Annotated in this window: 17 protein-coding genes, 2 pseudogenes and 1 riboswitch; of the genes and pseudogenes, 15 read left to right on the forward strand and 4 right to left on the reverse strand. The window is 69.3% G+C overall.

Features of this window, described 5'->3' with window-relative positions; translation table 11 throughout:
- Nucleotides 1-469: 469 nt before the first annotated feature.
- A complete protein-coding gene (locus ACSAMQ_RS01460) occupies nucleotides 470-2,845 on the reverse strand; it encodes a TonB-dependent receptor plug domain-containing protein (RefSeq protein WP_435393939.1) in 2,376 nt (791 codons plus the stop codon).
- 365 nt (nucleotides 2,846-3,210) lie between these two features.
- Nucleotides 3,211-3,451, forward strand: a riboswitch (cobalamin riboswitch).
- A 112-nt stretch (nucleotides 3,452-3,563) separates the two neighbouring features.
- Between ACSAMQ_RS01460 and btuB the strand changes: the two genes are divergently transcribed.
- From btuB to ACSAMQ_RS01530, 14 genes and pseudogenes are all read left to right on the forward strand, one after another.
- Entirely contained in the window at nucleotides 3,564-5,456 is a 1,893-nt protein-coding gene (gene btuB / locus ACSAMQ_RS01465; protein WP_435393940.1) for a TonB-dependent vitamin B12 receptor, read from the forward strand.
- Nucleotides 5,457-5,531: 75 nt separating this feature from the next.
- Nucleotides 5,532-6,122 carry a hypothetical protein gene (locus ACSAMQ_RS01470; RefSeq protein WP_435393941.1) on the forward strand — a complete coding sequence of 197 codons (591 nt, stop codon included), beginning with the start codon at nucleotides 5,532-5,534 and terminating at the stop codon, nucleotides 6,120-6,122.
- Between the two features lie 42 nt (nucleotides 6,123-6,164).
- Complete coding sequence (locus ACSAMQ_RS01475) at nucleotides 6,165-6,776, forward strand: hypothetical protein (protein WP_435393942.1); 612 nt, start codon at nucleotides 6,165-6,167, stop codon at nucleotides 6,774-6,776.
- Entirely contained in the window at nucleotides 6,773-7,417 is a 645-nt protein-coding gene (cobO, locus tag ACSAMQ_RS01480; protein ID WP_435393943.1) for a cob(I)yrinic acid a,c-diamide adenosyltransferase, read from the forward strand. Before ACSAMQ_RS01475 ends, cobO begins: the two co-directional genes overlap by 4 nt.
- Before the next feature lie 102 nt (nucleotides 7,418-7,519).
- Nucleotides 7,520-8,050 (forward strand): annotated as a pseudogene (locus ACSAMQ_RS01485) (hypothetical protein); the annotation flags it as partial.
- A 194-nt stretch (nucleotides 8,051-8,244) separates the two neighbouring features.
- A complete protein-coding gene (locus ACSAMQ_RS01490; protein WP_435394015.1) occupies nucleotides 8,245-8,763 on the forward strand; it encodes a hypothetical protein in 519 nt (172 codons plus the stop codon).
- Nucleotides 8,760-9,674, forward strand: a pseudogene (cbiB, locus tag ACSAMQ_RS01495) (adenosylcobinamide-phosphate synthase CbiB); the annotation flags it as partial. The gene ACSAMQ_RS01490 and the pseudogene cbiB, both read left to right, overlap by 4 nt.
- Before the next feature lie 229 nt (nucleotides 9,675-9,903).
- Complete coding sequence (gene cobD, locus ACSAMQ_RS01500; RefSeq protein WP_435393944.1) at nucleotides 9,904-10,902, forward strand: threonine-phosphate decarboxylase CobD; 999 nt, start codon at nucleotides 9,904-9,906, stop codon at nucleotides 10,900-10,902.
- Nucleotides 10,899-12,389, forward strand: coding sequence for a cobyric acid synthase (locus ACSAMQ_RS01505; RefSeq protein ID WP_435393945.1), 1,491 nt, complete (start codon nucleotides 10,899-10,901; stop codon nucleotides 12,387-12,389). The genes cobD and ACSAMQ_RS01505 overlap by 4 nt, the downstream gene beginning before the upstream one ends.
- Nucleotides 12,377-12,928 (forward strand): bifunctional adenosylcobinamide kinase/adenosylcobinamide-phosphate guanylyltransferase, encoded by a 552-nt coding sequence (gene cobU / locus ACSAMQ_RS01510; protein WP_435393946.1) that lies wholly within the window; start codon nucleotides 12,377-12,379, stop codon nucleotides 12,926-12,928. The genes ACSAMQ_RS01505 and cobU overlap by 13 nt, the downstream gene beginning before the upstream one ends.
- Nucleotides 12,925-13,992, forward strand: a complete 1,068-nt coding sequence (gene cobT, locus ACSAMQ_RS01515) for a nicotinate-nucleotide--dimethylbenzimidazole phosphoribosyltransferase (RefSeq protein ID WP_435393947.1) — start codon at nucleotides 12,925-12,927, stop codon at nucleotides 13,990-13,992. The genes cobU and cobT overlap by 4 nt, the downstream gene beginning before the upstream one ends.
- 49 nt (nucleotides 13,993-14,041) lie before the next feature.
- Entirely contained in the window at nucleotides 14,042-14,671 is a 630-nt protein-coding gene (locus tag ACSAMQ_RS01520; protein WP_435393948.1) for a histidine phosphatase family protein, read from the forward strand.
- Nucleotides 14,668-15,411, forward strand: coding sequence for an adenosylcobinamide-GDP ribazoletransferase (locus tag ACSAMQ_RS01525; RefSeq protein WP_435393949.1), 744 nt, complete (start codon nucleotides 14,668-14,670; stop codon nucleotides 15,409-15,411). The genes ACSAMQ_RS01520 and ACSAMQ_RS01525 overlap by 4 nt, the downstream gene beginning before the upstream one ends.
- A 128-nt stretch (nucleotides 15,412-15,539) precedes the next feature.
- Nucleotides 15,540-16,511 carry an AraC family transcriptional regulator gene (locus ACSAMQ_RS01530; protein WP_435393950.1) on the forward strand — a complete coding sequence of 324 codons (972 nt, stop codon included), beginning with the start codon at nucleotides 15,540-15,542 and terminating at the stop codon, nucleotides 16,509-16,511.
- 281 nt (nucleotides 16,512-16,792) lie between these two features.
- On the opposite strand, the gene ACSAMQ_RS01535 is transcribed toward ACSAMQ_RS01530, so the two are convergent.
- The 3 genes from ACSAMQ_RS01535 to ACSAMQ_RS01545 all read right to left on the reverse strand — a co-directional run bounded on the left by ACSAMQ_RS01535 (nucleotide 16,793) and on the right by ACSAMQ_RS01545 (nucleotide 22,627).
- Nucleotides 16,793-17,467 carry a YceH family protein gene (locus tag ACSAMQ_RS01535; protein WP_435393951.1) on the reverse strand — a complete coding sequence of 225 codons (675 nt, stop codon included), beginning with the start codon at nucleotides 17,465-17,467 and terminating at the stop codon, nucleotides 16,793-16,795.
- Nucleotides 17,468-17,510: 43 nt separating this feature from the next.
- Nucleotides 17,511-19,202 carry a YbaL family putative K(+) efflux transporter gene (gene ybaL, locus ACSAMQ_RS01540; RefSeq protein ID WP_435393952.1) on the reverse strand — a complete coding sequence of 564 codons (1,692 nt, stop codon included), beginning with the start codon at nucleotides 19,200-19,202 and terminating at the stop codon, nucleotides 17,511-17,513.
- 992 nt (nucleotides 19,203-20,194) lie between these two features.
- Nucleotides 20,195-22,627, reverse strand: a complete 2,433-nt coding sequence (locus ACSAMQ_RS01545; protein WP_435393953.1) for a TonB-dependent receptor plug domain-containing protein — start codon at nucleotides 22,625-22,627, stop codon at nucleotides 20,195-20,197.
- Nucleotides 22,628-22,832: 205 nt separating this feature from the next.
- On the opposite strand from ACSAMQ_RS01545, the gene ACSAMQ_RS01550 reads away from it, so the two are divergent.
- The gene (locus ACSAMQ_RS01550; protein ID WP_435393954.1) at nucleotides 22,833-24,713 is read left to right on the forward strand and encodes an ABC-F family ATP-binding cassette domain-containing protein; all 1,881 of its coding nucleotides are present in this window, start codon (nucleotides 22,833-22,835) and stop codon (nucleotides 24,711-24,713) included.
- Nucleotides 24,714-25,010: the final 297 nt, after the last annotated feature.

The following is a 25,010-nucleotide window of genomic DNA, read 5'->3' on the forward strand; positions in this document are numbered from 1 at the left end:
CGTCGTGTGTGCCGCTTTTAAGATGAGCGCTCTACCCTGTAGGAGCGACGTAAGTCGCGACCGCGGGACGCGCAGAAGCGCCAAGGCCGACGTCATTCATCGAAGCGGCGCGCTTTCGCCAGGGCAGGAGCGACGCGAGTCGCGACCGCGCCGCCTCTCGCGCCGTCACCGACTATAAGACGGAGAAGCCAGAGAGCAACAGCAAAGCTTCCGGCCCCTAAAGGGTGCGGGTAACTTCCCCGTCCAAAGCAACAAAAGAAAGTCGCCAAAGAAAATGCTTCTCCCTGCAAGGGCACCAGCCCGCGCGATCGAAGCCGGCGCAGGGATGCTCCAGACAGGCCATCCATGGCCTGCTTGCACGCGGCCCGCATCCCTGCGGGCCGCCCTACGGGTCTTCACTTGACCGGCAAAGCCGCGAAGCTGGAGCAAATCGAATCAAAGCAGCACTGCAATTGCACGCCGCTACGCCTTACCACTTATAGCCGACCTTGACATAGCCGAAGGCGCCGTTGAAGCCGAACGGGGAAGCGGTGTTATAGGGCAGGTAGTTGCGGGTGCCGCGCACCAGCTTGGACTCGTCGGGGTAGGCGTCGAGCACGTTGTCGCCGCCGATGGTGAAGTCCCAGTTGTTGAGGCGATAGGTCGCGGCCAGGTCCAGGGTCCATTCGTCGCCGAAGGTCTGGTCCTGGCGCGGATCGGTCGCGTGCAGCTCGGTGAACTCGCCGTAGCGGGTGGCGGTGGCGGTGAAGTTCCAGTTGCCGGTCTTCCAGTCGCCGGCGAGGAAGAACTTGTCGCGCGGCGCGCCCTTGGTGATGCGGCCGATCTCGGTGCGGCCGATGCGCACCGCGGCCGGGTCGATCGCCGCCAGGCGCGGCGGGTTCGGCGCGATCGTGTCGATCTCGGTCTTGGAATAGTTGTAGCCGGCGGTGAGGTTGAACTTGCCCGAGCCGAGGTCCCAGCCGTAGGTGGCGATGATGTCGATGCCCTTGGTGTCGGTGTCGACGGCGTTGGTGAAATAGCGGCCGCCGCCGATGCCGGGATAGCCGTTGGCGTTGAGGTAGTTGCGCACCGCGGTGCTGGTCAGGTTTTCCGACAGCAGGATGCGGTCCTTCACCTGGATGTTGTAGGCATCGATGGTGATGTAGAGCTGGTCGGCCGGCTGCAGCACCAGGCCCAGGCTGTAGTTGGTCGATTCCTCGGCCTTCAGCGCTTCCGAGCCCAGGGCGACGGCGGCCGGGTTGTCGACGCGGAAGGTGCCGATTTCGTACGGAATGCCGCTGATGAAGTTGGTGGCGATCGACTGGAAGAACTGCTGCTGCAGCGACGGCGCGCGGAAGCCGGTCGAGGCGGTGGCGCGCAGCGCGACCTGGTCGGTGAAGGCGTAGCGGCCGGACAGCTTGCCCGAGGTGGTTTCGCCGAAATCGCTGTAGGTCTCGTAACGCGCGGCGGCGCCCAGGGAGAACTTGTCGGTCAGGTCGGCTTCGGCGTCGATGTAGACCGAATAGCTGTGGCGGTCGAAGTCGCCGGCGTCGCTGGCGCGGAAACCGGAGAACACCTGCGCGCCCGGGATGATCTGGCCGTTCGGCGCGGCGATGCCGCCGTTGGCGTAGGACAGCGGCTCGCCGGCGCGTTCGGAGAACTCTTCGCCGCGCCATTCCGCGCCCCAGGCGAAGGTCACCGGGTACTGCCAGCCGAAGTCGACCGACTTGGTGAAGTCCAGGTTGAGCACGTGCTGGGTGACTTCCAGCGCGCCGGCGTAGAACTGCGTCGGCGAGGTCGGGCCGAGGCTGCGGTTGAGCGTGTTCTCGATGTCGAAGGTCAGGCCGTTGTGGCCGTAGTTGTAGCTCAGGTCGATCTGGGTGCCGCCGGCGGTTTCGCTGCGCAGGCCGAACACCGCGGCGCGGTCCTTGCTGACGTTGTGGATCTGCGGCAGGAAGCCGTTCGGATAGATCGACGGGATGTTGCGCGGGTCGCCGGCGAAACGGAAGTAGCCGTTCGACAGCACGTCGCGTTCGCTGTAGCTGCCGAACGAATAGAAGCTCAGGTATTCGGTCGGGCTGTACTCGCCGTTGTAGGAGAACGCGCCCTGGTCGATTTCGGGATCGCCGTAGCGCTGTTCGACGCGGCCCTGGAACGGGCGTGCGCGATTGGTCTGATCCTGATGCCCGGCCTGCGCGGCCAGGTGCAGCCAGCCGTTTTCGCCGAGCTTGATGCCGGTGTCGCCGGACAACTGGTACTGCTTGCCGTCGCCGGCGCTGTACTGGCCGTAGCGCGCGGCGATGCTGCCGCCGGTGCCGCTGCCCTTGAGCACGACGTTGATGACGCCGGCGATCGCGTCGGAACCGTACTGGGCCGAGGCGCCGTCGCGCAGCACTTCGACCCGTTCGATCGCGGCGATCGGAATCGCGTTTAAATCGACCGGCGAGGAGCCGCGTCCCTGGCTGCCGTTGAGGTTGATCAGTGCGGTGGTGTGGCGGCGCTTGCCGTTGACCAGCACCAGCACCTGGTCGGGGGCGAGGCCGCGCAACTGCGCCGGACGCACCGCGTCGGTGCCGTCGGTGATGGCCGGGCGCGGGAAGTTCAGCGAGGGCAGGGCGCGCGAGAGCGCGGTGGCCAGCTCGACGGTGCCGGTGGCTTCCAGGGTTTCCGGGGTGATGATGTCGATCGGCGCGGTGGACTCGGCGACGGTGCGGTCGGAGACGCGGGTGCCGGTGACGATGACCTGGTCCAGGGTCTTGGGGTCGCTTTGCGGCGCGTCCTGCGCGTGGACCGGCGCGGCGAGCGCTACCAGGAGGCCGAGGGCCAGAGGGTGACGTAAACCGGCGAAGGTGCGGCGGACGGGCATGACGACTCCTTGGTGGGGATGACAGCGATGTCATCCGGATTTAACACGAACCTAACAACCGGTCAATAAAGCGGCCAAATCTTGCCTAACGCAAGTAGTAGAAAGGTGGTAAGGCACACTATTTGAAGGGGCCGGGAGGCCGGCGGCGGCTGCGCTGGGCGCGGAACGGGTTTGCTGGCCTCGCCTGCGTCATTCCGCGAAGGCGGCTATCGCAGACTCCGGATTGACGCCGCGGTGGAGCTGTGGATCCCTGCCTTCGCGGGGATGACGCTGCGGGGCCGGGCGCCACGCGGAGCGTTGGCCGCGACACCGCGACTCCCCGCGCCCGCACCCAACCCGGTGGCGTCCCCGCCGTGCATCACTGCTAAGATGCGCGCGCTCAAGGTGATCGCCGACACGGTCGGCGATTGAAACGGGAATCCGGTCCCCGCTTCTGGCGTTCGCCAGGACGGTCAATCCGGAGCTGCCCCCGCAACGGTAAGCGAGTACACGTACCGCACGACGCCACTGTGTTCCGACACGGGAAGGCGCGGTACGGGAGACCGGTCCGATCTCGGGCCGACTCCGCTCGCAAGCCCGGAGACCGGCCCGGAGCGCGAACCGACAGGCGGAGGGCCGCGTCCGGGGCATCGGCGCGCGCGCCGTCTCCGTTCTGCCGTCTGCCTGTCACGACCTGATCTAGACCGCGCGGGTGAGGCGCGGCCATGGAGAGCCGACCGTGACGTTCCGTTTTTCCGTATCCCCGCGCCCTGCGCGCTTTCCTGCGCGCAGCGCTTTCGTGCTCGCCGGTTGCGCATTCGCCGCTTCGGCGCCGGCCGCGCCCGCGATCGATCTCGACCAGGTCGTGGTCACCGCGACCCGCACCGCCCAGACCCAGGACGCCACGCTCGCCGCGGTGACCGTGATCGACCGCGCCCAGATCGAACGCCTGCAGCCGGGGTCGTTGCCGGAGCTGTTGCGCGGCACGCCGGGCGCATCCTTCGCGAACAACGGCGGCCCCGGCAAGGCGACATCGTTGTTCCTGCGCGGCAGCGAATCCGACCACGTGCTGGTGCTGATCGACGGCGTCAAGACCGGTTCGGCGACCAGCGGCGGCGCCTCGCTGCAGGACATTCCGGTCGAGCAGATCGAGCGGGTCGAGATCGTGCGCGGCCCGTTCTCCAGCCTGTACGGTTCCGAGGCCATCGGCGGCGTCATCCAGATCTTCACCCGGCGCCCGCAGGGCGCGTTCGTGCCGAGCTTCAGCGCCTCGATCGGCAGTTACGCCACCCACCGCGGCAGCGCAGGCGTCGCCGGCAAGGGCGAGCGCGGCTGGTACTCGATCCATGCCGCCCATGAAGATACCGACGGCATCAACGCCTGCCGCGGCAAACCCTCACCGGGCGGCGCCGGATGTTTCACGAACTCGCCGGACCGCGACGGCTATCGCAGCGATTCGCTGACCTTGCAGGGCGGCTATCGCTTCAACGAGCAGTGGGACGCCGAAGCGCGGCTGCTGCGCGCCGAAAACCATAACCAGTACGACGGCAGCCAGAACAACGAGGCCGACGGCGTGCAGCAGGTCGCCGGCGCCAGGTTGCGCTACCGGCCCAGCGACCGCTTCAACCTCAGCGCCAGCGCCGGACGCAGCGAAGACCTCAGCGACACCTACAAGAACGGCAAGTACTCCAGCACTTTCGAGACCCGCCGCCAGCTCGGCTCGGTGCAGGGCGATATCGGCATCGGCAGCGGCCTGCTCACGCTCGGCTTCGACTGGCAGCGCGACCGCATCGACAGCAACACCCGATATGCCCGCGGCGCCCGCATCCTGCGCGGCGCCTTCGGCCAGTGGCAGCAGAGTTTCGGTGCGCATGCGCTGCAGGCCAGCCTGCGCCGCGACGACGACAGCCAGTTCGGCGGCGAGTCCACCGGCAGCCTGTTGTGGGGCTGGAATCTCAGCGAGGCGCTGCGTTTGACCGCGAGCTACGGCACCGCGTTCAAGGCGCCGACCTTCAACGAGTTGTACTACCCCGGCTACGGCAATGCCGGCCTGGCGCCGGAGACTTCGCGCAGCGTCGAGATCGGCCTGCGCGGCACCCACGGCGCGCGCCGCCAGCACGTGTGGTCGCTCAACGCCTACGAGAGCGACATCGACGAGCTGATCGCGTACGACGCTTCGACTGGCTTGCCCGGCAACGTCGACCGTGCACGCATCCGCGGCCTGGAAGCGGCATTCGACACCCGCTTGGCCGACTGGGATCTGCGCGCCAGCGCGACCTGGCTGGACCCGCGCAACGACAGCCGCGGCGCCAGCCGCGACAAGCTGCTGCCGCGTCGCGCGCGGCAGAGCGCTCGCATCGATGCCGACCGCCGCTTCGCGGTCGGCGACGGCGCCTGGTCGTTCGGCGCCAGCATCTACGCCGCGGGCGATCGCTACGATGACCTGGCCAATACCCGCCGCCTCGCCGGCTACGCGCTCGCCGATCTGCGCCTGGGCTACGCCTTCAACCCGGCCTGGAACCTGCAACTGGCCGCGAACAACGTGTTCGACCGGCGGTACGAAACCGCCGCGTTCTACAACCAGCCCGGGCGCAATTATCTGTTGACCCTGCGTTACCGGCCTTCCCGCTGACGGATCAGCAGCCTCGGCCCGCGTCGCGGGCTTTGCCGGCGGCCCCCGGGTTGCCGGCGCCTATCGAGAGTCGCGATGAAAAACTTGCCCGGCCCTATCCAATTGAGCGTGTCCTGCGTGCTGCTGATGGCGATGATCGCCACGCGCTTCCATCACTTCGGCGACCTGCTGCATCTGCCCGACGCCTCGATGGCGGTGTTCTTTCTCGGCGGCCTGTATTTGCGCCGCCACCTGGGCTTTGCGGCGTTCCTGCTCGCCGCGGTCGCCATCGACTATTTCGCGATCACCGGGCGCGGCCTGAATTTCTTCGACCACTACTGCGTGACGCCCTCGTATGCCTTCCTGCTGCTGGCCTACGCGGTGTTGTGGTACGCCGCGCGCTGGTATGCGCCGCGGATGCCGGCCGGCTGGCGCGGATTCGCCCGGGCCTTCGGCGCGGCCTTCGTCGCCGGCAGTGTCTCGTTCCTGATTTCCAACGGCGCCTTCTACTGGTTCGGCGGCCGCTACGCCGAGCCGAACCTCGCCGAGTATCTGAGCCGGGTCTGGCGCTGGGGTCCGCTGTTCGTACGCACCACCATGAGTTACATCGCGGTGGCGCTCGTCGCGCACGCCGCGGTCGCGCGCATCGCCCGGCCGCCGGTCTCGCAGCCGAGCGCTCACCGTTGATCGTCGTCGCAGTCGCCGTCCCTACGCCGTCCGGAGCTTGAAATGTCCCACTCTCTTCCCGTCGCCTCGTCCGCGGCGCTGCCGCTGGAATCGCGGTCGGCGCTGATCGCGACCGGCGCGCCGCTGGCGCTGCTGATGATCTGCACCCGCGGCCAGCACTTCGCCAGCGTCGACGCCTTGCCCAGCGCGTCATGGGCGGTGTTCTTCCTGGTCGGCGCCTTGCTGCGCCCGGTCTGGGCGTTCCCGGCGTTCTTCGTGCTTTCCTCGTCGCTCGACCTGGGCAGCCTGGCGCTCGGCCGCATCACCGACTGGTGCCTGTCGCCGGCGTATTGGGCGCTGGCTTTGGCCTATGGCGCGCTATGGCTGGGCGGGCGCGTGTATGCGCATCTGCATCGCGACCATTGGGGCACGGCGCCGCGGCTGGTGTTGGTGGTGCTGGCGACTTCGGTGGCGGCTTACCTGATTTCCAAGGGCGGGTTCTATTTCCTGTCCGGCCGCTATCCGGACGCGACCCTGGCCGGTTTCATCGACCGCATCCCGCAGTACTACCCGCGCGCGCTCGGCACCCTGGCCGGTTATGTCGGCCTGGCCTTCGTGGTCTATGCCCTCGTGCGCAGCCTGGCGGCGCGCCAACGCAGCGGAGCGGCCGCATGAGCGCGCACGACACCAACGGCCCGGGCGATCGCGCCGGTTACGCTGCGAGCAGCGAGGAGCGCCACCGCGAACGCATGCAGCGCAAGAAGGAACTGATCGACCGCAAGATCGCCCAGGCGACGATCGAGCGCGGCGTGCTGGTGGTCAACACCGGCAACGGCAAGGGCAAGAGCTCCTCGGGCTTCGGCATGCTCGCGCGTTCGCTCGGGCATGGGTTCAAGTGCGGGGTGGTGCAGTTCATCAAGGGCAGCTTCTCGACCGGCGAAGAGGCCTTCTTCCGGCGCTTCGAGGAGCTGGACTACCACGTCATGGGCGAGGGTTTCACCTGGGAGACCCAGGACAAGGAGCGCGACATCCGCGCTGCGCAGTCGGCCTGGGCGATCGCGGCGAAGATGATGGCCGACCCCGGCTACGACTTCGTTCTGCTCGACGAGTTGAACATCGCCCTGGCGCATCGCTATGTCGCACTCGACGACGTCCTCGCCGCAGTCGCGGCGCGCTCGGAGCGGCAGCATGTGGTCATCACCGGCCGCGGCGCCCCCGATGCCCTGATCGAAGCGGCCGACACCGTCACCGAGATGCGCGTGGTCAAGCACGCGTTCAAGGCGGGGATCAAGGCGCAGAAGGGGATAGAGCTTTGAAGCCGGTGAAGCCGGGGCTTGGGGCTGGGGACTCGGGACTCGTAAGCGGGACTACGACTCGGGACTCGCAAGCGGGATTCGTAGGCACTGACAGGACGAGCGATGGCTATTGGCAACGAAAAATCAGACGCGTCCCTGGGCACGCCGGCGACTGCGGCCGCCGCTGCGGCTTCGGCCGAGTCCCGAGTCCCCAGTCCCGAGTCCCGAGCTTGTCCCGCCTTGCTCGTCTCCGCCCCCGCCTCCGGCCAGGGCAAGACCAGCGTCACCGCGGCGATCGCGCGCTGGCACGCGCGGCAGGGGCGGCGGGTGCGGGTGTTCAAGACCGGGCCGGACTTCCTCGACCCGATGGTGCTCGAACGCGCCAGCGGGCAACCTGTTTACCAACTCGACCTGTGGATGTGCGGCGAGCAGGACGTGCGCGCGCGGCTGCATGCGGCCGCTGTCGAGGCCGACCTGATCCTGATCGAGGGCGTGATGGGGCTGTTCGACGGTTCGGCGATGGCGCAGACCTTCGGCGCGCTGGCGACCGGGCTGGCGCGTTATCGCGACGGCCTGCAGGTGTACGGCGTCGCCGCCAACCGCATCGGCAGCGCCTATCACGCGCAGTTGTTGCGCGACAGCCTGCCGGCCGACCTGCGCTGGCACGGCGCCTTGCCGCGCGACCCCGGCCTGGCCCTGCCCGAGCGTCACCTCGGCCTGGTCGCGGCGGGCGAACTCGGCGACCTGGACGCGCGGCTCGACCGGTACCGGCGCTGCTGCGAGGCGCACGCATCGCGATCGCCCGCGACGCCGCGTTCTGTTTCCTGTATCCGGCCAATCTGGAGCTGCTGCGCGCGGCCGGCGCCGAGTTCAGGTTTTTCTCGCCGCTGGCCGGCGACGGCCTGCCCGAGTGCGATGCGGCCTGGTTGCCCGGCGGCTATCCGGAGCTGCACCTGCAGGCCCTGGCCGACAACGTCGTATTGCGCGACGCCCTGCATGCGCATCGCGACGCCGGCAAGCCGCTGCTGGCCGAGTGCGGCGGCCTGTTGTACGCGCTCGACTCGTTGACCGACCGCGACGGCGAGCGCGCCGCCATGGCCGGCCTGCTGCCCGGGCACGCGGTGATGCAGACGCGCATGGCCGCGCTCGGCCTGCAATCGGTCGAGCTGCCCGAGGGCGGCTTGCGCGGGCACACCTTCCATTACGCCCGCGCCGAGGTCGAAGCGGCGGCGATCGCCGAATCGGTCAACCCGAATGGCGGGCCGAGCCGCGAAGCGGTGTACCGCGACCGCCGCATGAGCGCGAGTTTCGTTCACTTCTATTTCCCCTCGAATCCGGCCGCGGCGCTCGAGCTCTTGCGGCCATGAGCCCGCCGACGCTCGCCATCGCGATGTTGAGCGCAGTGGTGCTGGATCGTCTGCTCGGCGAACCGCGGCGGGCGCATCCGCTGGTCGGGTTCGGGCGCATGGCGCGGGCGATCGAAGCCCGCTGCTACGGCGAACGTCGTGGTCTCGGCGTGCTGGCCTGGGCCGCGGCGGTGTTGCCGGCGAGCCTGCTCGCGGCCTGGCTGCAGTTCGAGTTGCAGGCGCGTTCGCCGTGGCTGGGCGCCGCCTACGCGGCCGGCGTGCTGTATCTCGCGCTGGGTCTGCGCAGCCTCGGCGAACACGCCGCGCCGGTCGCGCGCGCGCTGAGCGATGGCGACCTGGACGCGGCGCGCGCGGCGGTCGGCCGCATCGTCAGCCGCGACACCGAGGCGCTCGACGCCGAACGCGTCGCCGCCGCGGCGACCGAGTCGGTGCTGGAGAACGGCAACGACGCGGTGTTCGGCGCGCTGTTCTGGTTCGCCGTGCTCGGGCCCGGCGGGGCGGTGCTGTATCGGCTGGCCAATACGCTCGATGCGATGTGGGGCTATCGCACTGCGCGTTACGAGCGCTTCGGCTGGGCCGCGGCGCGCATCGACGACGTCCTGAACTGGGTGCCGGCGCGCCTGACCGCGGCGACTTATGCGGTGCTCGGCGACACCGCCGCCGCGCTGCGGTGCTGGCGGCGGCAGGCGCCGCGGTGGGGCAGCCCGAATGCCGGCCCGGTGATGGCGGCGGGGGCGGGGGCCTTGCGCGTGCGCGTCGGCGGCGCGGCGCCTTACCACGGCGTGTGGGAGCAACGGCCGGTGCTCGGCGAAGGGCAGGCGCCGGACGCGCGTTCGATCGTCTGCGCGCAAGGCTTGGTCGGGCGCGGTGTGGTGCTGTGGTTGCTGGGGGTGACGGCATTCGCGGTCGCGCATGCCGCCGTCGGCACGCCCGCACCGGCCGCGCACGCGCTGCTGCGGCCGGTCGATGTTCATTGCGATATTCATTGTGCTTCGAGGCATTCATTGATCGCGGCGAAGCCCCTGTGTTTCGCTGTCGGCGCGTCCCGATGCGGCGTCGCGTTCGACCTTTCCTTCATCACGCAATCGCTGCATTTTCGCAGGCACGATGCGGTTCCACCGAGCGGCAGGAGATCAGCGCATGCTTGAGCACGGAGGCCGTCTGCTACGTGCCGCGCAGCGTTACGGCATCCCGGCCGAACGCTGGCTGGACCTGTCCACCGGCATCAACCCGGTGGCCTGGCCGGTACCGGAGATTCCCGCGCGCGCCTGGCATCGCCTGCCCGAGGACGACGACGGCCTGATCGAAGCGGCCCGCGAATACTATGCTGCGCCGGCGTTGTGGCCGGTCGCCGGCTCGCAGGCGGCGATCCAGGCCCTGCCTGAACTACGCGAAGCGTCGCGGGTCGGCGTGCTGGCGCCGGGTTATGCCGAACATGCGCATGCCTGGCGCCGCTGCGGCCATCGGGTCGAGTTGCGCATGGCCGACGAGCTGATCGCCGATGCCGACGGCTTCGATGTGATCGTGCTGATCCATCCCAACAACCCCGGCGGCGATCGCTTCGAGCGCGAACGTCTGCTCGACCTGCACGCACGCCTCGCCGCGCGCGGCGGCTGGCTGCTGATCGACGAGGCTTTCATGGACGCGACACCCGAACACAGCCTGTGCGCGCACAGCGGGCGCGAGGGGCTGATCGTGTTGCGTTCGGCCGGCAAGTTCTTCGGCCTGGCCGGTGCGCGCGCCGGCTTTGTCTGCGCCGCGCCGGCCCTGCTGGACCGCTTGCGCGACCGGCTCGGCCCCTGGACCGTGGCCGGTCCGACCCGTTACGTATTGCGCCACGCCTTCGCCGACCGCGCCTGGCAGGCGGCAATGCGCGTGCGACTATGTGCTCAAGGCGCGCGCCTGGCCGAGCTGCTGCACGTGCATGGCCTCGCGCCGAGCGGCGGCAGCGCCTTCTTCCAATGGCATCGCAGCGTCGAGGCCGCGCAGCTGCACGAGGCGCTGGCCCGGCGCGGCATTCTTACCCGCTTGTTCGACGCGCCGGCGAGCCTGCGCTTCGGCCTGCCCGGCGACGCCGCGCAATGGGCACGATTGGACACCGCGCTGGCCGAGACCATCGGCGCGAGGACCGCGTCGTGAGCGCGCGCGTGCTGATGGTGCAGGGCTGCACCTCCGATGCCGGCAAGAGCGCATTGGTGACCGCGCTGTGCCGATGGCTGCATCGGCGTGGCGTCGCGGTGGCGCCGTTCAAGCCGCAGAACATGGCCCTGAACTCGGCGGTCACCGCCGACGGCGGCGAGATCGGGCGCGCCCAGGCGGTGCAGGCGCAGGCGGCCCGGGTGGCCGCGCACACCGACTTCAATCCGGTGCTGCTCAAGCCCAACAGCGACATCGGCGCGCAGGTGATCCTGCATGGCCACGCGGTGTCCAACATGGACGCGCGCGGCTACCACGATTACAAGCGGGTCGCTCTCGACGCCGTGCTCGCCTCGCACGGGCGCCTGGTCGAAGGCTACGACGCGGTGGTGGTCGAAGGCGCCGGCAGCCCGGCCGAGATCAACCTGCGCGCCAACGACATCGCCAACATGGGCTATGCCGAGGCGGTCGACTGCCCGGTGCTGTTGATCGCCGACATCGACCGGGGCGGGGTGTTCGCACATTTGGTCGGCACCTTGGCGCTGTTGTCCGAAAGCGAACGTGCGCGCGTGGTCGGTTTCGTCATCAATCGGTTCCGCGGCGATATCGCCTTGCTGCAACCCGGGCTCGACTGGCTCGAACGCGAGACCGGCAAACCGGTGCTCGGCGTGCTGCCGTATCTGCACGGCCTGCACCTGGAGGCCGAGGACGCCTTGCCGCGCGAGCACGCCGGCATTGCCGGGGCGCGCCTGCGCGTGGCGGTGCCGGCGTTGCCGCGGATCAGCAACCACAACGACTTCGACCCCCTGCGGGCGCATCCGCAAGTCGATTGCGTGTTCGTCGGCCCGGGCGAAGCGCCGCCGGCCTGCGACCTGATCGTATTGCCGGGCTCGAAGTCGACCCGCGCCGACCTCGCCTGGCTGCGGCGCAACGGCTGGGCCGAGGCGATCGCGCGGCATCTGCGTTACGGCGGCAAGCTGATCGGCATCTGCGGCGGCCTGCAGATGCTCGGCCGCGCGGTCCACGACCCGCTCGGCATCGAAGGCGAGCCCGGTTCCAGCGAAGGCCTGGGCTGGCTCGATCTGGAAACCGAACTCGACTCGCACAAGCAACTGCGCAACGTGCGCGGCCGCTTCGTCATCGGCGACAGCGACGGTGCAGCGGAGGCGGCCGGTTACGAAATCCATTGCGGCATCAGCCGCGGCCCGGCCTTGGGGTCGCCGGCCCTGCGCCTGGACGATGGCCGCGCCGACGGCGCGGTCTCCGCCGACGGCCAGATTCTCGCCAGCTATATGCACGGCTTGTTCGACCAACCGGCGGCGTTGGCGGCGATGCTGCGCTGGGCCGGCCTGGCAGACGCCGAGCCGCTCGACATGCGCGGCCTGCGCGAGGCCAGCATCGATCGGCTCGCCGATGCGGTCGAGGCCCATCTCGACACCGCCCGGCTCGCGCAATGGTTCGGCTTGGAGGAAGCGCTATGCACAGCCTGATCCTCGGCGGCGCGCGCTCGGGCAAGAGCGCGCTGGCCGAACGCCTGGCGGCCGAGTCCGACGAGGTCGTCTACCTCGCCACCGGCCAGGCCGGAGACGAGGAAATGCGCGAACGCATCGCCCACCATCGCGCGCGCCGCCCGGCGCATTGGGGCTGCATCGAAGAGCCGATCGCCCTGGCCGCGGCGTTGCGCCGCCATGCCGCGCCGGACCGCTGCCTGTTGGTCGATTGCCTGACCCTGTGGCTCAGCAACCTGCTCGGCGCCGAAGACGGGACCGTGTTCGGGCGCGAGCGCGAGGCCTTGCTGTCGTCTCTCGCGGATCTGCCGGGCCGGGTGCTGCTCGTCAGCAACGAGGTCGGCCTCGGCGTGGTGCCGATGGGCGCGTTGACGCGCCGCTACGTCGACGAGGCGGGGCGCCTGCACCAGGCGCTCGGTGCGTTGTGCGACCGGGTGGTGTTCGTGGCGGCGGGTTTGCCGCTGGTATTGAAAGGCGCTCCGCTCGCTGCGGAGCCGAGTACGCGAGGAACCGGAACTTGAACGACGAAAGCAAGTGGTGGCTGCGCGGTTGCGCACCTCGGGACGCCGACATCGAAAGCCAGGCGCGCGCGCGCCAGACCCGGCTGACCAAACCGCCGGGCTCGCTCGGCGCGCTGGAGGAACTCGCGGTGCGGCTGGCGGCGCTGCAGCGCACGCCGACGCCGAAAGCCGACCGGGTCTGGATCAGCGTGTTCGCCGCCGACCACGGCGTCGCCGCCGAGGGCGTCTCGGCGTTCCCGCAGGCGGTGACGGGCGAGATGGTGCGCAACTTCGCCCACGGCGGCGCGGCGATCAGCGTGCTTGCGCGCAGCCTCGGCGCGACCCTCGACGTGGTCAACCTCGGCACGGTCAACGACCCCGGTCCGATCCGCGGCGTGCATCGGGCGATCATCGCCGAGCGCACGGCCAACTTCTGCGAGGCGCCGGCGATGAGCGAGGCGCAGTTGCGCACGGCCCTGGGCGCCGGCGCCGCCAGCGTGCGCGCCGCGCTCGACGGCGCGGCGCAGTTGTTCATCGGCGGCGAAATGGGCATCGCCAACACCACTTCGGCCTCGGCGCTCGCGAGCGCCTTGCTCGGCCGTTCCCCGGCCGAGTTGAGCGGCGCGGGCACCGGCCTGGATGCCGAGGGCATCGCCCACAAGGTCGGCGTGATCGAACGCGCGCTGGTCCTGCACGCCGGTGCCGGCGACGCCTGGGAGCGCCTGCGCTGCCTCGGCGGTTTCGAGATCGCCGCATTGGCCGGCGCCTATATCGCCGCGGCCCAGGCCGGCTTGCCGGTGCTGGTCGACGGGTTCATCGCCAGCGTGTCCGCGCTGGCCGCCCAGGCCCTCAACCCGAGTTGCCGCGATTGGTTCCTGTACGCGCATCGTTCGCACGAACGCGGCCACGCCGCGGTGCTGCAGGCGCTCGGCGCGCAGCCCTTGCTCGACCTCGGCATGCGCCTGGGCGAGGCCAGCGGCGCCGCAGTCGCCGTGCCGCTGCTGCGCTCGGCCTGCGCCCTGCACAACGGCATGGCCACCTTCGCCCAGGCGGGAGTGTCCGAGGCGGCCTTGCAACAGGCATGATGTGGGCCCCGACGAACCCATGCCGCGCACAAGGACCGGAGCCGATGCGATGAGTTCCAGCGCCACCCTGATCGACCTGCTGCGCCATGGCGACACCGGCCATCGCAGCTACCGCGGACAGCTCGACGACAGCCTGCTCGAACTGGGCTGGCGGCAGATGCGCGACGCGGTGCGTGGGCGCGAGTGGGACGTCGTCGTGAGTTCGCCGTTGCAGCGATGCGCCGCGTTCGCGCGCGATCTGTCGCAGTCGCGCGGGCTGCCGCTGGCATTGGAACCTCGGCTGCGCGAATACCACTTCGGCGAGTGGCAAGGCCGGCCGGTGGACGCCATCGCCAACCACGAAGGCGAGGCGCTGGCGCGGTTTTGGGCCGACCCGGTCGCGTATCCGCCGCCGGGCGCGGAAACCTTCGCCGCGTTCGCCGCGCGCCTGACCGGCGCGCTCGCCGAGATCCTGCGCGAGTATCCCGGCCGCCGCGTGCTGGTGATCACCCACGGCGGCGTGATCCGCCTGCTGCGTTGCCTGGCCGCCGGCCGGCGCTACAGCGAAATGCTCAACATCGACGTCGCCCACGCCTCGCTGCATCCGCTGTCGTGGCCGCCGGCTCCGGACCACGCCAACGAATTCGCCTCGGCGCAAGCGCCCTCGCAAGAGCAGCAAGCGGACCCGGTCGACGGTTGATGCGCGCTTTGCTGGCCGCGATCGGATTCCTGACCCGGGTTCCGGTGCCGGCGCGCGTGTTCGACGATCCCCTGGCGCAATCGCGTTCGCTGGCCTGGTATCCGGCCGCCGGCCTGTTGATCGGTCTGCTGCTGTGCGCACTGGCCTGGGTCCTGCAGACCCGGCCGCCGCCGATCTCGGCGGCGTTGCTGCTTGCGGCCTGGGTGGTATCGACCGGTGCCCTGCATCTGGACGGCCTCGCCGACAGCGCCGACGCCTGGGTCGGCGGCATGGGCGCCACGCCGGAGCAGGCCCGCGAGCGCACCCTGACCATCATGAAGGACCCACGCAGCGGCCCGGTTGGCGTGGTCGCGGTGGTGCTGGCGCTGCTGTTGAAGTTCGCCGGCCTGGCGAGCCTGCCGGCGCCGGCCTGGGTGCCCTTGCTGATCGCGCCGGTGCTGGCGCGCGCGGCCCTGACCTTGGCCTTCGTGAGCCTGCCGTATGTGCGCAGCGGCGGCCTCGGCCAGCGCCTGGTCGACGCGCCGCGCGCGGCCTGCCTCGTCGCGCTCGTCGCCAGCGCCGGGTTCTGCGCGATAGGCGGCTGGCGCGGGGGGCTGGCGCTTGCCGTCGCCGCGCTCGTGTTCGCTTACTGGCGCCATGCCTGCCTGCGGCGCCTGCAGGGCATGACCGGCGACACCTGTGGTGCGCTGACCGAACTCATCGAAGCCGCGGTGCTGGTCGCCATGGCGCTGTCCTACTGACGCGCGCCGGCGCGGCCGATCTGCCGAGCCCGGTCCGGCCGGCTGCGAAAGCGCAAGATGTGAACCGCCGCGGTGGCGCCGACCTGCCAGGCTCGACCGATCCCGCACCGTCCGCAAGGAGTCCGGCCATGGCCTCGGTCAAGCAGCACCCGTGTCAGGAACGCCCGAGTCGGGAGCGCCCGAGCCGGGAACGCAGCGGCCCCGCCTCGAAGGCCGGCACCCGCGATGCCCACCAGCGCCGCATCGGCCGCGCCGTCGCCCTGATCGAGCAATCGATCGCGCGCGGCGAGGAGCCGCCCGAGTTGTACCGGCTCGCCGAGGCGGCCTCGTTCTCGCCGTTCCACTTCCATCGCGTCTATCGCGCAATGACCGGCGAGACCACCGGCCAGACGGTGGCGCGACTGCGCCTGTTGCAAGGGCTGCGCCTGCTCGCCAGCGCCGAGCTCAGCATCACCGACGCCGCGCTCGCGGTCGGCTACCAGACCCCACAGGCATTCACCCGCGCGTTCCGCCAAAGCGTCGGCGGCACCCCGAGCGAGTTGCGCGCCGAGCCCAAACGCCTGCGGCGCGAGATCGAACGCCTGTCGCTGCCGGCCGAGAGCGAGTCCGCGCAGTCGTCGCCGTTGCGGGTCGAGGTGGTCAGCGTCGATCCCTTCCACGTGCTCGCCTTGCGCGTCACCGGTGCCTACCCGGAGCAGAACGACGGCTTCGGCCGCCTGTTCGGCTGGGCCGCCGAGCGCGGCCTGCTGGATACCCTGACCGGTCTGTTCGGCGTGCCCTGGGACGACCGCCGCGACACCCCGCCACAGGCCTGCGCCTTCGATTGCATGATCGCCCTCGGCGCGCCGGTGCAACCCGACGCCGGCGACGGACTGCGCACGATGCGATTGGGCGGCGGCCGCTACGCCCGCGTCCGTCACGTCGGCGCCTTCGACGGACTGGAGGCGCTGACCGATGCCTTGCTGGCGCGCTGGTTGCCCGACAGCGGCGAATCCTTGCGCGATGCGCCGCTGCACCACGAATATCTCGACGACCCCGACGAAGTGCCGGAACCGCTGCTGCGCACCGATATCTACCTGCCGTTGCAGGATCGGGATTGAGTCGCGGCGCAGCGTTTGAGGGGTAGGAGCGGCGTATGCCGCGACCGCGCAGTGACCCGCTGCGGCGACAGTGCCGGTCGCGAATCGACATCCTGCCCATTCCTGCCACGCCGCTATGCATCCGATTGCGCCGCCATCGGGGCCGATGGCGGTCGCGGCTCACGCCGCTCCTACAGAGGCCACGACGCGGACCTTGCATTGCACCGCCACCGGATCGATGGCGGTCGCGGTTTGCGCCGCTCCTGCCCCGAAGGCCTCGGGGCAGGCGCGACTGCCCGCGCTCAGGCCCCGGCGGCTTCCAGCCGGGCTTCCAGGTCGGCGACCTTGGCTTCCAGCTCGGCGATGCGTTCGAGCACGGCCGAGGAGGGAGCCGATGCGTTGCCTCCTTCATCGCCCGACCCGCCGCCGACATACACCGGTTCGCCGCTGAGCAAATGGCCGTAGCGGTCTTCGCGCTGCCCGCTCTGGCGCGGGATCACCCGCACGATGGTGGGGTTGTGCTGGGCCAGGCGCTCCAGCGCGTACTGCACGTCGCCGACCGATTCGAACTTGGCCATTCGTTCGCTACGCGACAGCAACTCGTGGGTGGTCTGCGGCCCGCGCAGCAGCAACAAGCCGAGCAGAGCGGTCTGCGGACGGGTCAGGTCGAGCACGGTGGCGGCGCGATGCGAATAGCGCTCGGCGCGCGAGCTGTGCTGCGACTTCACCCAGCCGCGCGTCTCCAGCCGGCGCAGGGCATTGGCGACCTCGCCCTGTTCCAGTTGCATCGTCGGTTCGCGCGCGGTCTTCTGGTTGCAGGCGGTGACGATGGCGTTGAGGGTCAGCGGATAAACGTCCGGAGTGGTCGCTTCCTTCTCGATCAGGCTGCCGATGATGCGCGCTTCGGCCGCGCTGAGTTGTGGAGCGGCGTCGGCGTCGGTCGCGGCGTCGGTGCTGGAGGGGTCGGGCTCGCTCATGGTCGTTCTGGACTCGTGTCTGTTCGAAGCGGAAGAACCGCGCTCAGGTGAGCGCGGTCGAAGGCGGCAGCTGGCGCGCGCCGCGGTAGACCGGCGCGGCCATGACCATCTCGGCCAGGCTGTGGGCCAGCTCGCGCTCGGCCATCACCGCGCCGTCGGCGCCGTGTTCGAGCAGGTGCTTGACCTCGTTGTCGCTGTGGGCGCGGGCGACGATGCTCAGGGCCGGGTTGATCTCGCGCAAGCGCGCGATGATTTCGCCGGCTTCGAGCGCGTTCGGGATCGCCACCATCACCGTGGTCGCGCGTTCCGGCAGCGCTTCGCGCAGTACCCGCTCGTTGACCGCGTTGCCGAACACCGCCGGCAGTCCGGCGGCGCGCGCCTTGTCGACCAGGCTGTCCTCGCCGTCGATCACCACCAGCGGCACCTTGTGCTCGGTCAACAGGCGGCCGAGCTCGCTGCCGACCCGGCCGTAGCCGATCAGGATCACGTGCTGGTCGATGTCGGCCGGCACCGGCGGTGCGATCGGGTCGATCCTGGCCTCGATCGCGGCCGCGGCCTCGCGCGCCTGCTTGCGATCGAGCCAGGCGAACAGCAGCGGATTGACGATGATCGACAGCAGCGCGCCGGCGAGGATCAGGTCCTGGCCTTCCTTCGGCAGGATCTTCAGTTCCACGCCGAGGGTGGCGAGGATGAAGGAGAACTCGCCGATCTGGGCCAGGCTGGCCGAGATCATGATCGCGGTCGAATTGGGTTTGCCGAACGCGCGCACGATGGCGTAGGCGGCCACCGACTTGCCGATCACGATGATCGCGAAAGTGGCGACCACTTCCACCGGCCGTTCGACCAGGATCATCGGGTTGAACAACATGCCGACCGAGACGAAGAACAACACCGCGAACGCATCGCGCAGCGGCAGGGTCTCGGCGGCGGCCTGATGGCTGAACTCGGACTCGTTGAGCATCATCCCGGCGAAGAACGCGCCGAGCGCGAACGACACGCCGAACAGTTCGGCCGAACCGAACGCGACGCCGAGCGCGATCGCCAGCACGCACAGAGTGAACAACTCGCGCGAACCGGTGCCGGCCACGCGTTCGAGAATCCAGGGGATGACCCGGCGGCCGACGATCAGCATCACCGCGATGAACGCGCCGACCTTGGCCAAGGTGATGAAGAGCTGGCTCCATACTTCCGAGCCCTCGGTGGCTTCGCCCTTGAGCAGGCCCGACAGAGCCGGCAGCAAGACCAGCGCGAGCACCATCGCCAGGTCTTCGACGATCAGCCAGCCGACCGCGATGCGCCCTTTGGCGGTCTCCACCAGGCGCCGTTCCTCAAGCGCGCGCAGCAGCACCACGGTACTGGCCACCGACAGCGCCAGCCCGAACACCAGGCCGGCGCCGTGGCTCCAGCCGAGCAGCCAGGCCAGGCCCCAGCCCAGCGCGGTAGCGGCGACGATCTGCACGACTGCGCCGGGCAAGGCGATGTTCTTGACCTCGAGCAGGTCGCGCAGGGAGAAATGCAGGCCGACGCCGAACATCAGCAGGATCACGCCGATTTCGGCCAATTGCGGCGCAAGGGTCTGGTCGCCGACGAAGCCCGGCGTGAAGGGGCCGGCGACGATGCCGGCGATGAGATAGCCCACCAGCGGCGACAGCCGCAGGCGTTGCGCGATGGCGCCGAAGATGAAGGCGAGTACGAAACCGGCTACCAGGATGGCGATCAGGGACGTGTGATGCATCGGCTCTCCTGTGATGTAGTCCTTTTAGGATGTGTCGCGAGGCCGTTGGATGCAAGTCCTTCTCGTTGTTGCGGCGCTTGCAAATGATTGTTTCTGAAACATTTTTACCCCTGGGCGGTCAGGCGGCGCCGGGGAGGATGCGTGTCGGAGACTTGCGCGCAAGGGGTGGTGCGGGTGTGACGGTCTGGCGGTCGGTGGGGATCGGCCCGTGTTCGCGGGAGGTGTAGGGATGAATGCGAGTTCAGCTGTGCGCGGGGCTTTGGGGTGGTTGGGCGCGGATTTGCGCGGAATGGGATGGTGGGGGTGGGGTTGCGCGCAGAGATAGCGAGGCCGTCGTCATCCGTGGACGCGGCGTGCCCTCGCCAGGGTAGGAGCGGTGCAAGCCGCGACCACGGGACGCACAGAGATGCCGGGGCCGTCGCCGTTCGTCGAAGCGGCGCGCTTTCGCCAGGGTAGGAGCGGCGCAAGCCGCGACATCGCTGTGACGGTCTTGCGGCGTCTCTCTGAGGCAAGATCAAGATCAAACCCAAAGCTTCCGCCACTAAAGCGGCGGGTTACTTTCTTTTGTCTAAAGCAACAAAAGAAGGGTAACCAAAGAAGTTGCTTTGCTTTGAATCACGAGCCCGCGTGTTCGACGCCGACGCAGGGATCTACATACGGGACATCCCTGTCCCGATGAAAAACGGCCTGCATCCCTGCAGGCTGCCCTCCGGGTGTTCTACGTCTTCGCGAGTGCTCGGCTGCGCACAGCAACAGCAAAATCTTCATGGCAACGGCACGGCAACGGAACTGCCAACTACGGCGGTGCTCTCGGGTAGGAGCGGCGCAAGCCGCGACCGCGGGCTTGCGGTCTCGCGGCGCATCGGCCAGGACCTGACGATCGTGCCATCGAGGAGCCGGTCGCTCTCGGGTTGAACAAACCCCACAATCAGAAAGGCCGCCCTGCGGCGGCCTCCCGATCGGATGCGGCGACCTTCGTCGCCGCTACCGGCTCACCACTTGTACCCGACCTTGGCGTACGCGAACGCGCCGTTGAACCCGAACGGGGAATTGCCGCTGTACGGCAGCTGCCCGCTTTCGCTGTTGGCGTAGATCGACTCGTCGGGGTATTCGTTGAGTACGTTGTCGCCGCCGACGGTGAACTCCCAGCCGTCGACGGAATAAGTCGCGGCGAGGTCGAGGGTCCATTTCGCGCGGTAGGTCTGGTCGCGGACGCCGCTGGGGTCGTCGTTGAAGGTATGGAACTCGCCGTAGCGGGTTGTGGTGGCGTCGAAGCGCCAGGGACCGGTGATCCAGCTGCCGCCGAGGAAGAACTTGTCGCGCGGGGCGCCCTGGGTGATGCGGCCCTGTTCGACGCGGCCGATGCGCTGCAGGTTGAGGCCGCCGGCGGTGAGCTCGGGCGGGTTGGGGGCGATGCGCTCCAGGGTGGTCTTGTTGCGGTTGTAGCCGGCGGTCAGGTCGATGGCGCCGGCGGCGAGCGACCATCGATAACTGCCGACGATGTCGATGCCGCGGGTGCGGGTGTCGACGGCGTTGGTGAAGTAACGGCCGCCGGTGATGCCGCGGTGGCCGCGCGCTTCCAGGAAACTCGCCACCGCCGGGCCGCGCAGATTTTCCGAGAGGATGATGCGGTCGTCGATGTCGATCTGGTAGGCGTCGACGGTGATGTACAGCGACTCGACCGGCTGCAGCACCAGGCCCAGGCCGATGTTGGTCGACTCCTCGGCCTTCAGCGGCTCGGCGCCGAGCGCGATCGCCGCCGGGTCGTCGACGGCGAAGGTGCGGACCTGGAACGGGGTCGGGTCGCCCAGCACGATCACGGTCTGGGTCGATTGGTAGAACTGCTGTTGCAGCGACGGTGCGCGGAAGCCGGTCGACAGGGTGCCGCGCAGGGCGACCTTGTCGGTGAAGGCGTAGCGCGCCGACAGCTTGCCCGAGGTGGTTTCGCCGAAATCGCTGTAGCGCTCGTAGCGCGCGGCGGCGCCGAGCGAGAGCTTGTCGGTCACGTCGGCTTCGAGGTCGGCATAGAACGAATGACTGTTGCGGTTGCGGCGGCTGGCGTCCGACGGGGTGAAGCCCGGGAACACTTGCGCGCCGGGCGCGCCGGGCTCGGGACCGGCGACATACGAGGCCGGTTCGCCGGGCGACTGGTTGAACTTCTCGCCGCGCCATTCGCTGCCGAAGGCCACGGTCAGCGGGTACTTGAGCCAGCCCACGTCGAAGGACTTGTTGAAGTCGGCGTTGAGCACGTTCTGGGTGACTTCGAGCGCGCCGATGTAGAAGTCGCGCGGCGAGGCCGCGCCGAGGGTGCGGTTGATGCTGTTGCGCACGTCGAAGTCGAGCTGGTTCTGGCCGTAGTTGTAGCTCAGGTCGAGGTTCCAGCCGCCGGCGGTCTGGCCGCGCAGGCCGAGCACGAAGGCGCGGTCCTGGCTGACGTTGTCGATCTGCGGCAGGAAGCCATCCGGGTACACCGAGCGGATGTTGTTGGGATTGCCGGGGGCGCGGAAGTAGCCGTTGGAGATGGCGCGGCGACGGCTGGCGGTGCCGAAGGAATAGAACTCGACGCCTTCGCTCGGGCTCCACGTTGCGTTGTAGGCCAGCGCGGCCTGGTCGATCTCCGGGTCGCCGTAGCGGTGCACCACCTTGCCGGGCGGGTTGCTGGTCGGGGTGACCGGGCCGAGGTAGGGGCGGGCACGGTCGGTGTTGTCGCTGTGGCCGCCCTGGGCCGACAGGTGCACCGCACCGTTCTCGCCGAACTGGAAGCCGGCGTCGCCGGACAACTGGTACTGCTTGCCGTCGCCGGCGCTGTACTGGCCGTAGCGTGCGGCGACGCTGCCGCCGGTGCCGCTGCCCTTGAGCACGATGTTGACCACGCCGGCGATGGCGTCGGAGCCGTACTGCGCCGAGGCGCCGTCTCGCAGCACTTCGACGCGCTCGATCGCGGCAATCGGGATCGCGTTGAGGTCCACCGGCGAAGAGCCGCGGCCGATGCTGTCGTTGAGATTGATCAGTGAGGTCGTGTGGCGGCGCTTGCCGTTGACCAGCACCAGCACCTGGTCGGGGGCGAGGCCGCGCAACTGCGCCGGGCGCACCGCATCGGTGGCATCGGTGATGGCCGGGCGCGGGAAGTTCAGCGAGGGCAGGGCGCGCGAGAGCGCGGTGGCCAGCTCGACCGTGCCGGTGGCTTCCAGAGTCTGCGGGGTGATGATGTCGATCGGCGCGGTGGATTCGGCGACGGTACGGTCGCTGACCCGGGTGCCGGTGACAATCAGGGTGTCGAGGTTGGTCGGGTTGGCGGCGCCCGGGTCGGGAGCGGTCTGAGCCGGCGCGGCCGGGGCTTGCCCATCGGGGGCCTGGGCCCAGGCGGGAGCGGTGGCCAGGGCGATCGATACGGCGGTGCTGAGCAGGGACAGGCGGCGGGACATGAGGACTCCGGGCGGTCGAACGGGGGACGTCAGGGCGAGCGCCGCCGCCACGGCCGGCGCGAGGGGGCGCTTTGCCGCGGGAGGCGAGCTCGTTGACGCGTGGGGGCGGTCTGAGGCCGACGTCCCGATTATTCGACGGCCGCCCCGGCAGCGGCCGAACTTGTGTTCATGAGCAAATACCGATCAGTCATGCGACCATATCCGCATGATTTCTTTCCGTGATTTCGCCATGCGGCGTGGCGAACGCCTGCTGCTGTCCAACGTAGACCTGACCCTGCACGCCGGCTGGCGGGTGGGCGTGATCGGCCGCAACGGCACCGGCAAGTCCTCGCTGTTCGCGGCGATCCAGGGCGAGGTCGAGGCCGACCGCGGCGACATCGACGTGCCCAACCGCGTGCGCATCGCCAGCGTGGCCCAGGAAACCCCGGCCCTGGACGATGCCGCGCTGGACTTCGTGCTGTCCGGCGACGCCAACGTCTACAAGGTCATCGTCGACGAGCGCGAAGCGGTCGAGCGCGAGGACTGGGAAGCGGTCGCCGAGGCCCACCACCAGCTCGAGGAACTCGGCGGCTACGACGCCACCGCGCGCGCCGGCAAGCTGCTGCACGGCCTGGGCTTTTCCGCCGATACCCACGAACGCGCGGTCAAGGAGTTCTCCGGCGGCTGGCGCGTGCGCCTGAACCTGGCGCGCGCGCTGATGACGCCGTCGGACCTGCTGCTGCTCGACGAACCGACCAACCATTTGGACCTGGACGCGGTGCTGTGGCTGGAGCAGTGGTTGCTCAAGTACCCGGGCACCTTGCTGCTGATCTCGCACGACCGCGAGTTCCTCGACGAGGTCACCACCCACACCCTGCACTTGCACGACGGCAAGGCCAAGCTGTATACCGGCGATTACACCTCGTTCGAACGCCAGCGCGCCGAACACCTGCGCCTGCAGCAGATCACTCACGAAAAGCAGCAGGCCGAGCGCGCCCACCTGCAGAGCTTCATCGACCGTTTCAGCGCCAGCGCGGCCAAGGCCAAGCAGGCGCAGTCGCGGGTCAAGCGCCTGGCCAAGATGGTCGGCACCGAGGCGGTGCGGATGGAACGCGCGATGCGGATCGAGTTCCCGGCGCCGGCCAAGCTGCCGCACGCGTTGCTGCGCCTGATCCATGCCGATTGCGGTTACGGCGACCACGTGGTGCTGGACGACGTCAGTTTCATCCTCGAAGCCGGCGACCGCATCGCCTTGCTCGGCCCGAACGGCGCCGGCAAGTCGACCCTGGTCAAGTCGCTGGTCGGCGAGCTGGAGTTGCTGACCGGCGAACGCGGCGGCCATCCGGACCTGCGCATCGGTTATTTCGCCCAGCACACGGTCGAATCGCTGCATGCCGGCGTCAGCCCGATCGACCACCTGGCCGAAATCGCTCCCGGCGTGCCGACCCAGCAGTTGCGCGACTTCCTCGGCAAGTGGAATTTCCCCGGCGACCGCGCCTTCGAATCGGTCGACGGTTTTTCCGGCGGCGAGCGCGCGCGCCTGGCCCTGGCGATGATCGCCTGGCGCAAGCCGAACGTGCTGCTGCTCGACGAACCGACCAACCATTTGGACCTGGACGTGCGCGAAGCGCTGGCCGAGGCCTTGTCGGATTTCGCCGGCGCGATCGTGCTGGTCTCGCACGACCGCCACTTGATCGGCCTGGTCTGCGAAACCTTCTGGCGCGTGGCCGACGGCGTCGCCCAGCCGTTCGACGGCGACCTCGACGCCTACGCGGTGTGGCTGCGCACCCGCGACAACAGCAACGACGGCAAGGGCGCGGCGGTGGCCAAGGCGGCCGCGCAGGCGACCGCGGCCGCGTCGGCCGCCAAGCAGACTGCAGGCGGCAAGGGCGGCCGCAAGGTCAACCCGGTCAAGCTGGCGGAAGCCGAAAAGCGCGTGGCCGAGCTGGAATCCAAGTTGCATACCCTGGACATGGACCTGGCCGACCCGACCAAGTACGCCGGCGGCGGCGACAACGCCGCCGAGCTGGCCAAGCAGCGCGAGAAGGTCGCAGCGGAGTTGGCCCGGGCCGAGGCGGAGTGGATGGCGTTGTACGACGCGGCGTGAGGTTTCGCATCTTCTTTCGGGACGCCGCTCTTGTAGGAGCGGCGTGGGCCGCGACCGCCTTGCTTCGATCTCGCGTCGGATTGGTAAGACCTCTGTAGGAGCGACGTGAGTCGCGACCGCGGATGCGCAGAAATAGCCCGGCCGTCGTCATCTATCGGAGCTGCGTGCTCTCGCAGGGTAGGAGCGGCGCAAGCCGCGACATCGCTGCGGCAGTCTTGCAGCGCGTTGCTCGATCGGGCGAGATCAAAGATCAAGATCAAAATCAAGATCAAACCCAAAGCTTCCGCCACTAAAGCG

It is taken from the genome of Lysobacter sp. 1R34A, assembly GCF_051217035.1.
In the GTDB taxonomy this organism is placed as follows: domain Bacteria; phylum Pseudomonadota; class Gammaproteobacteria; order Xanthomonadales; family Xanthomonadaceae; genus Lysobacter.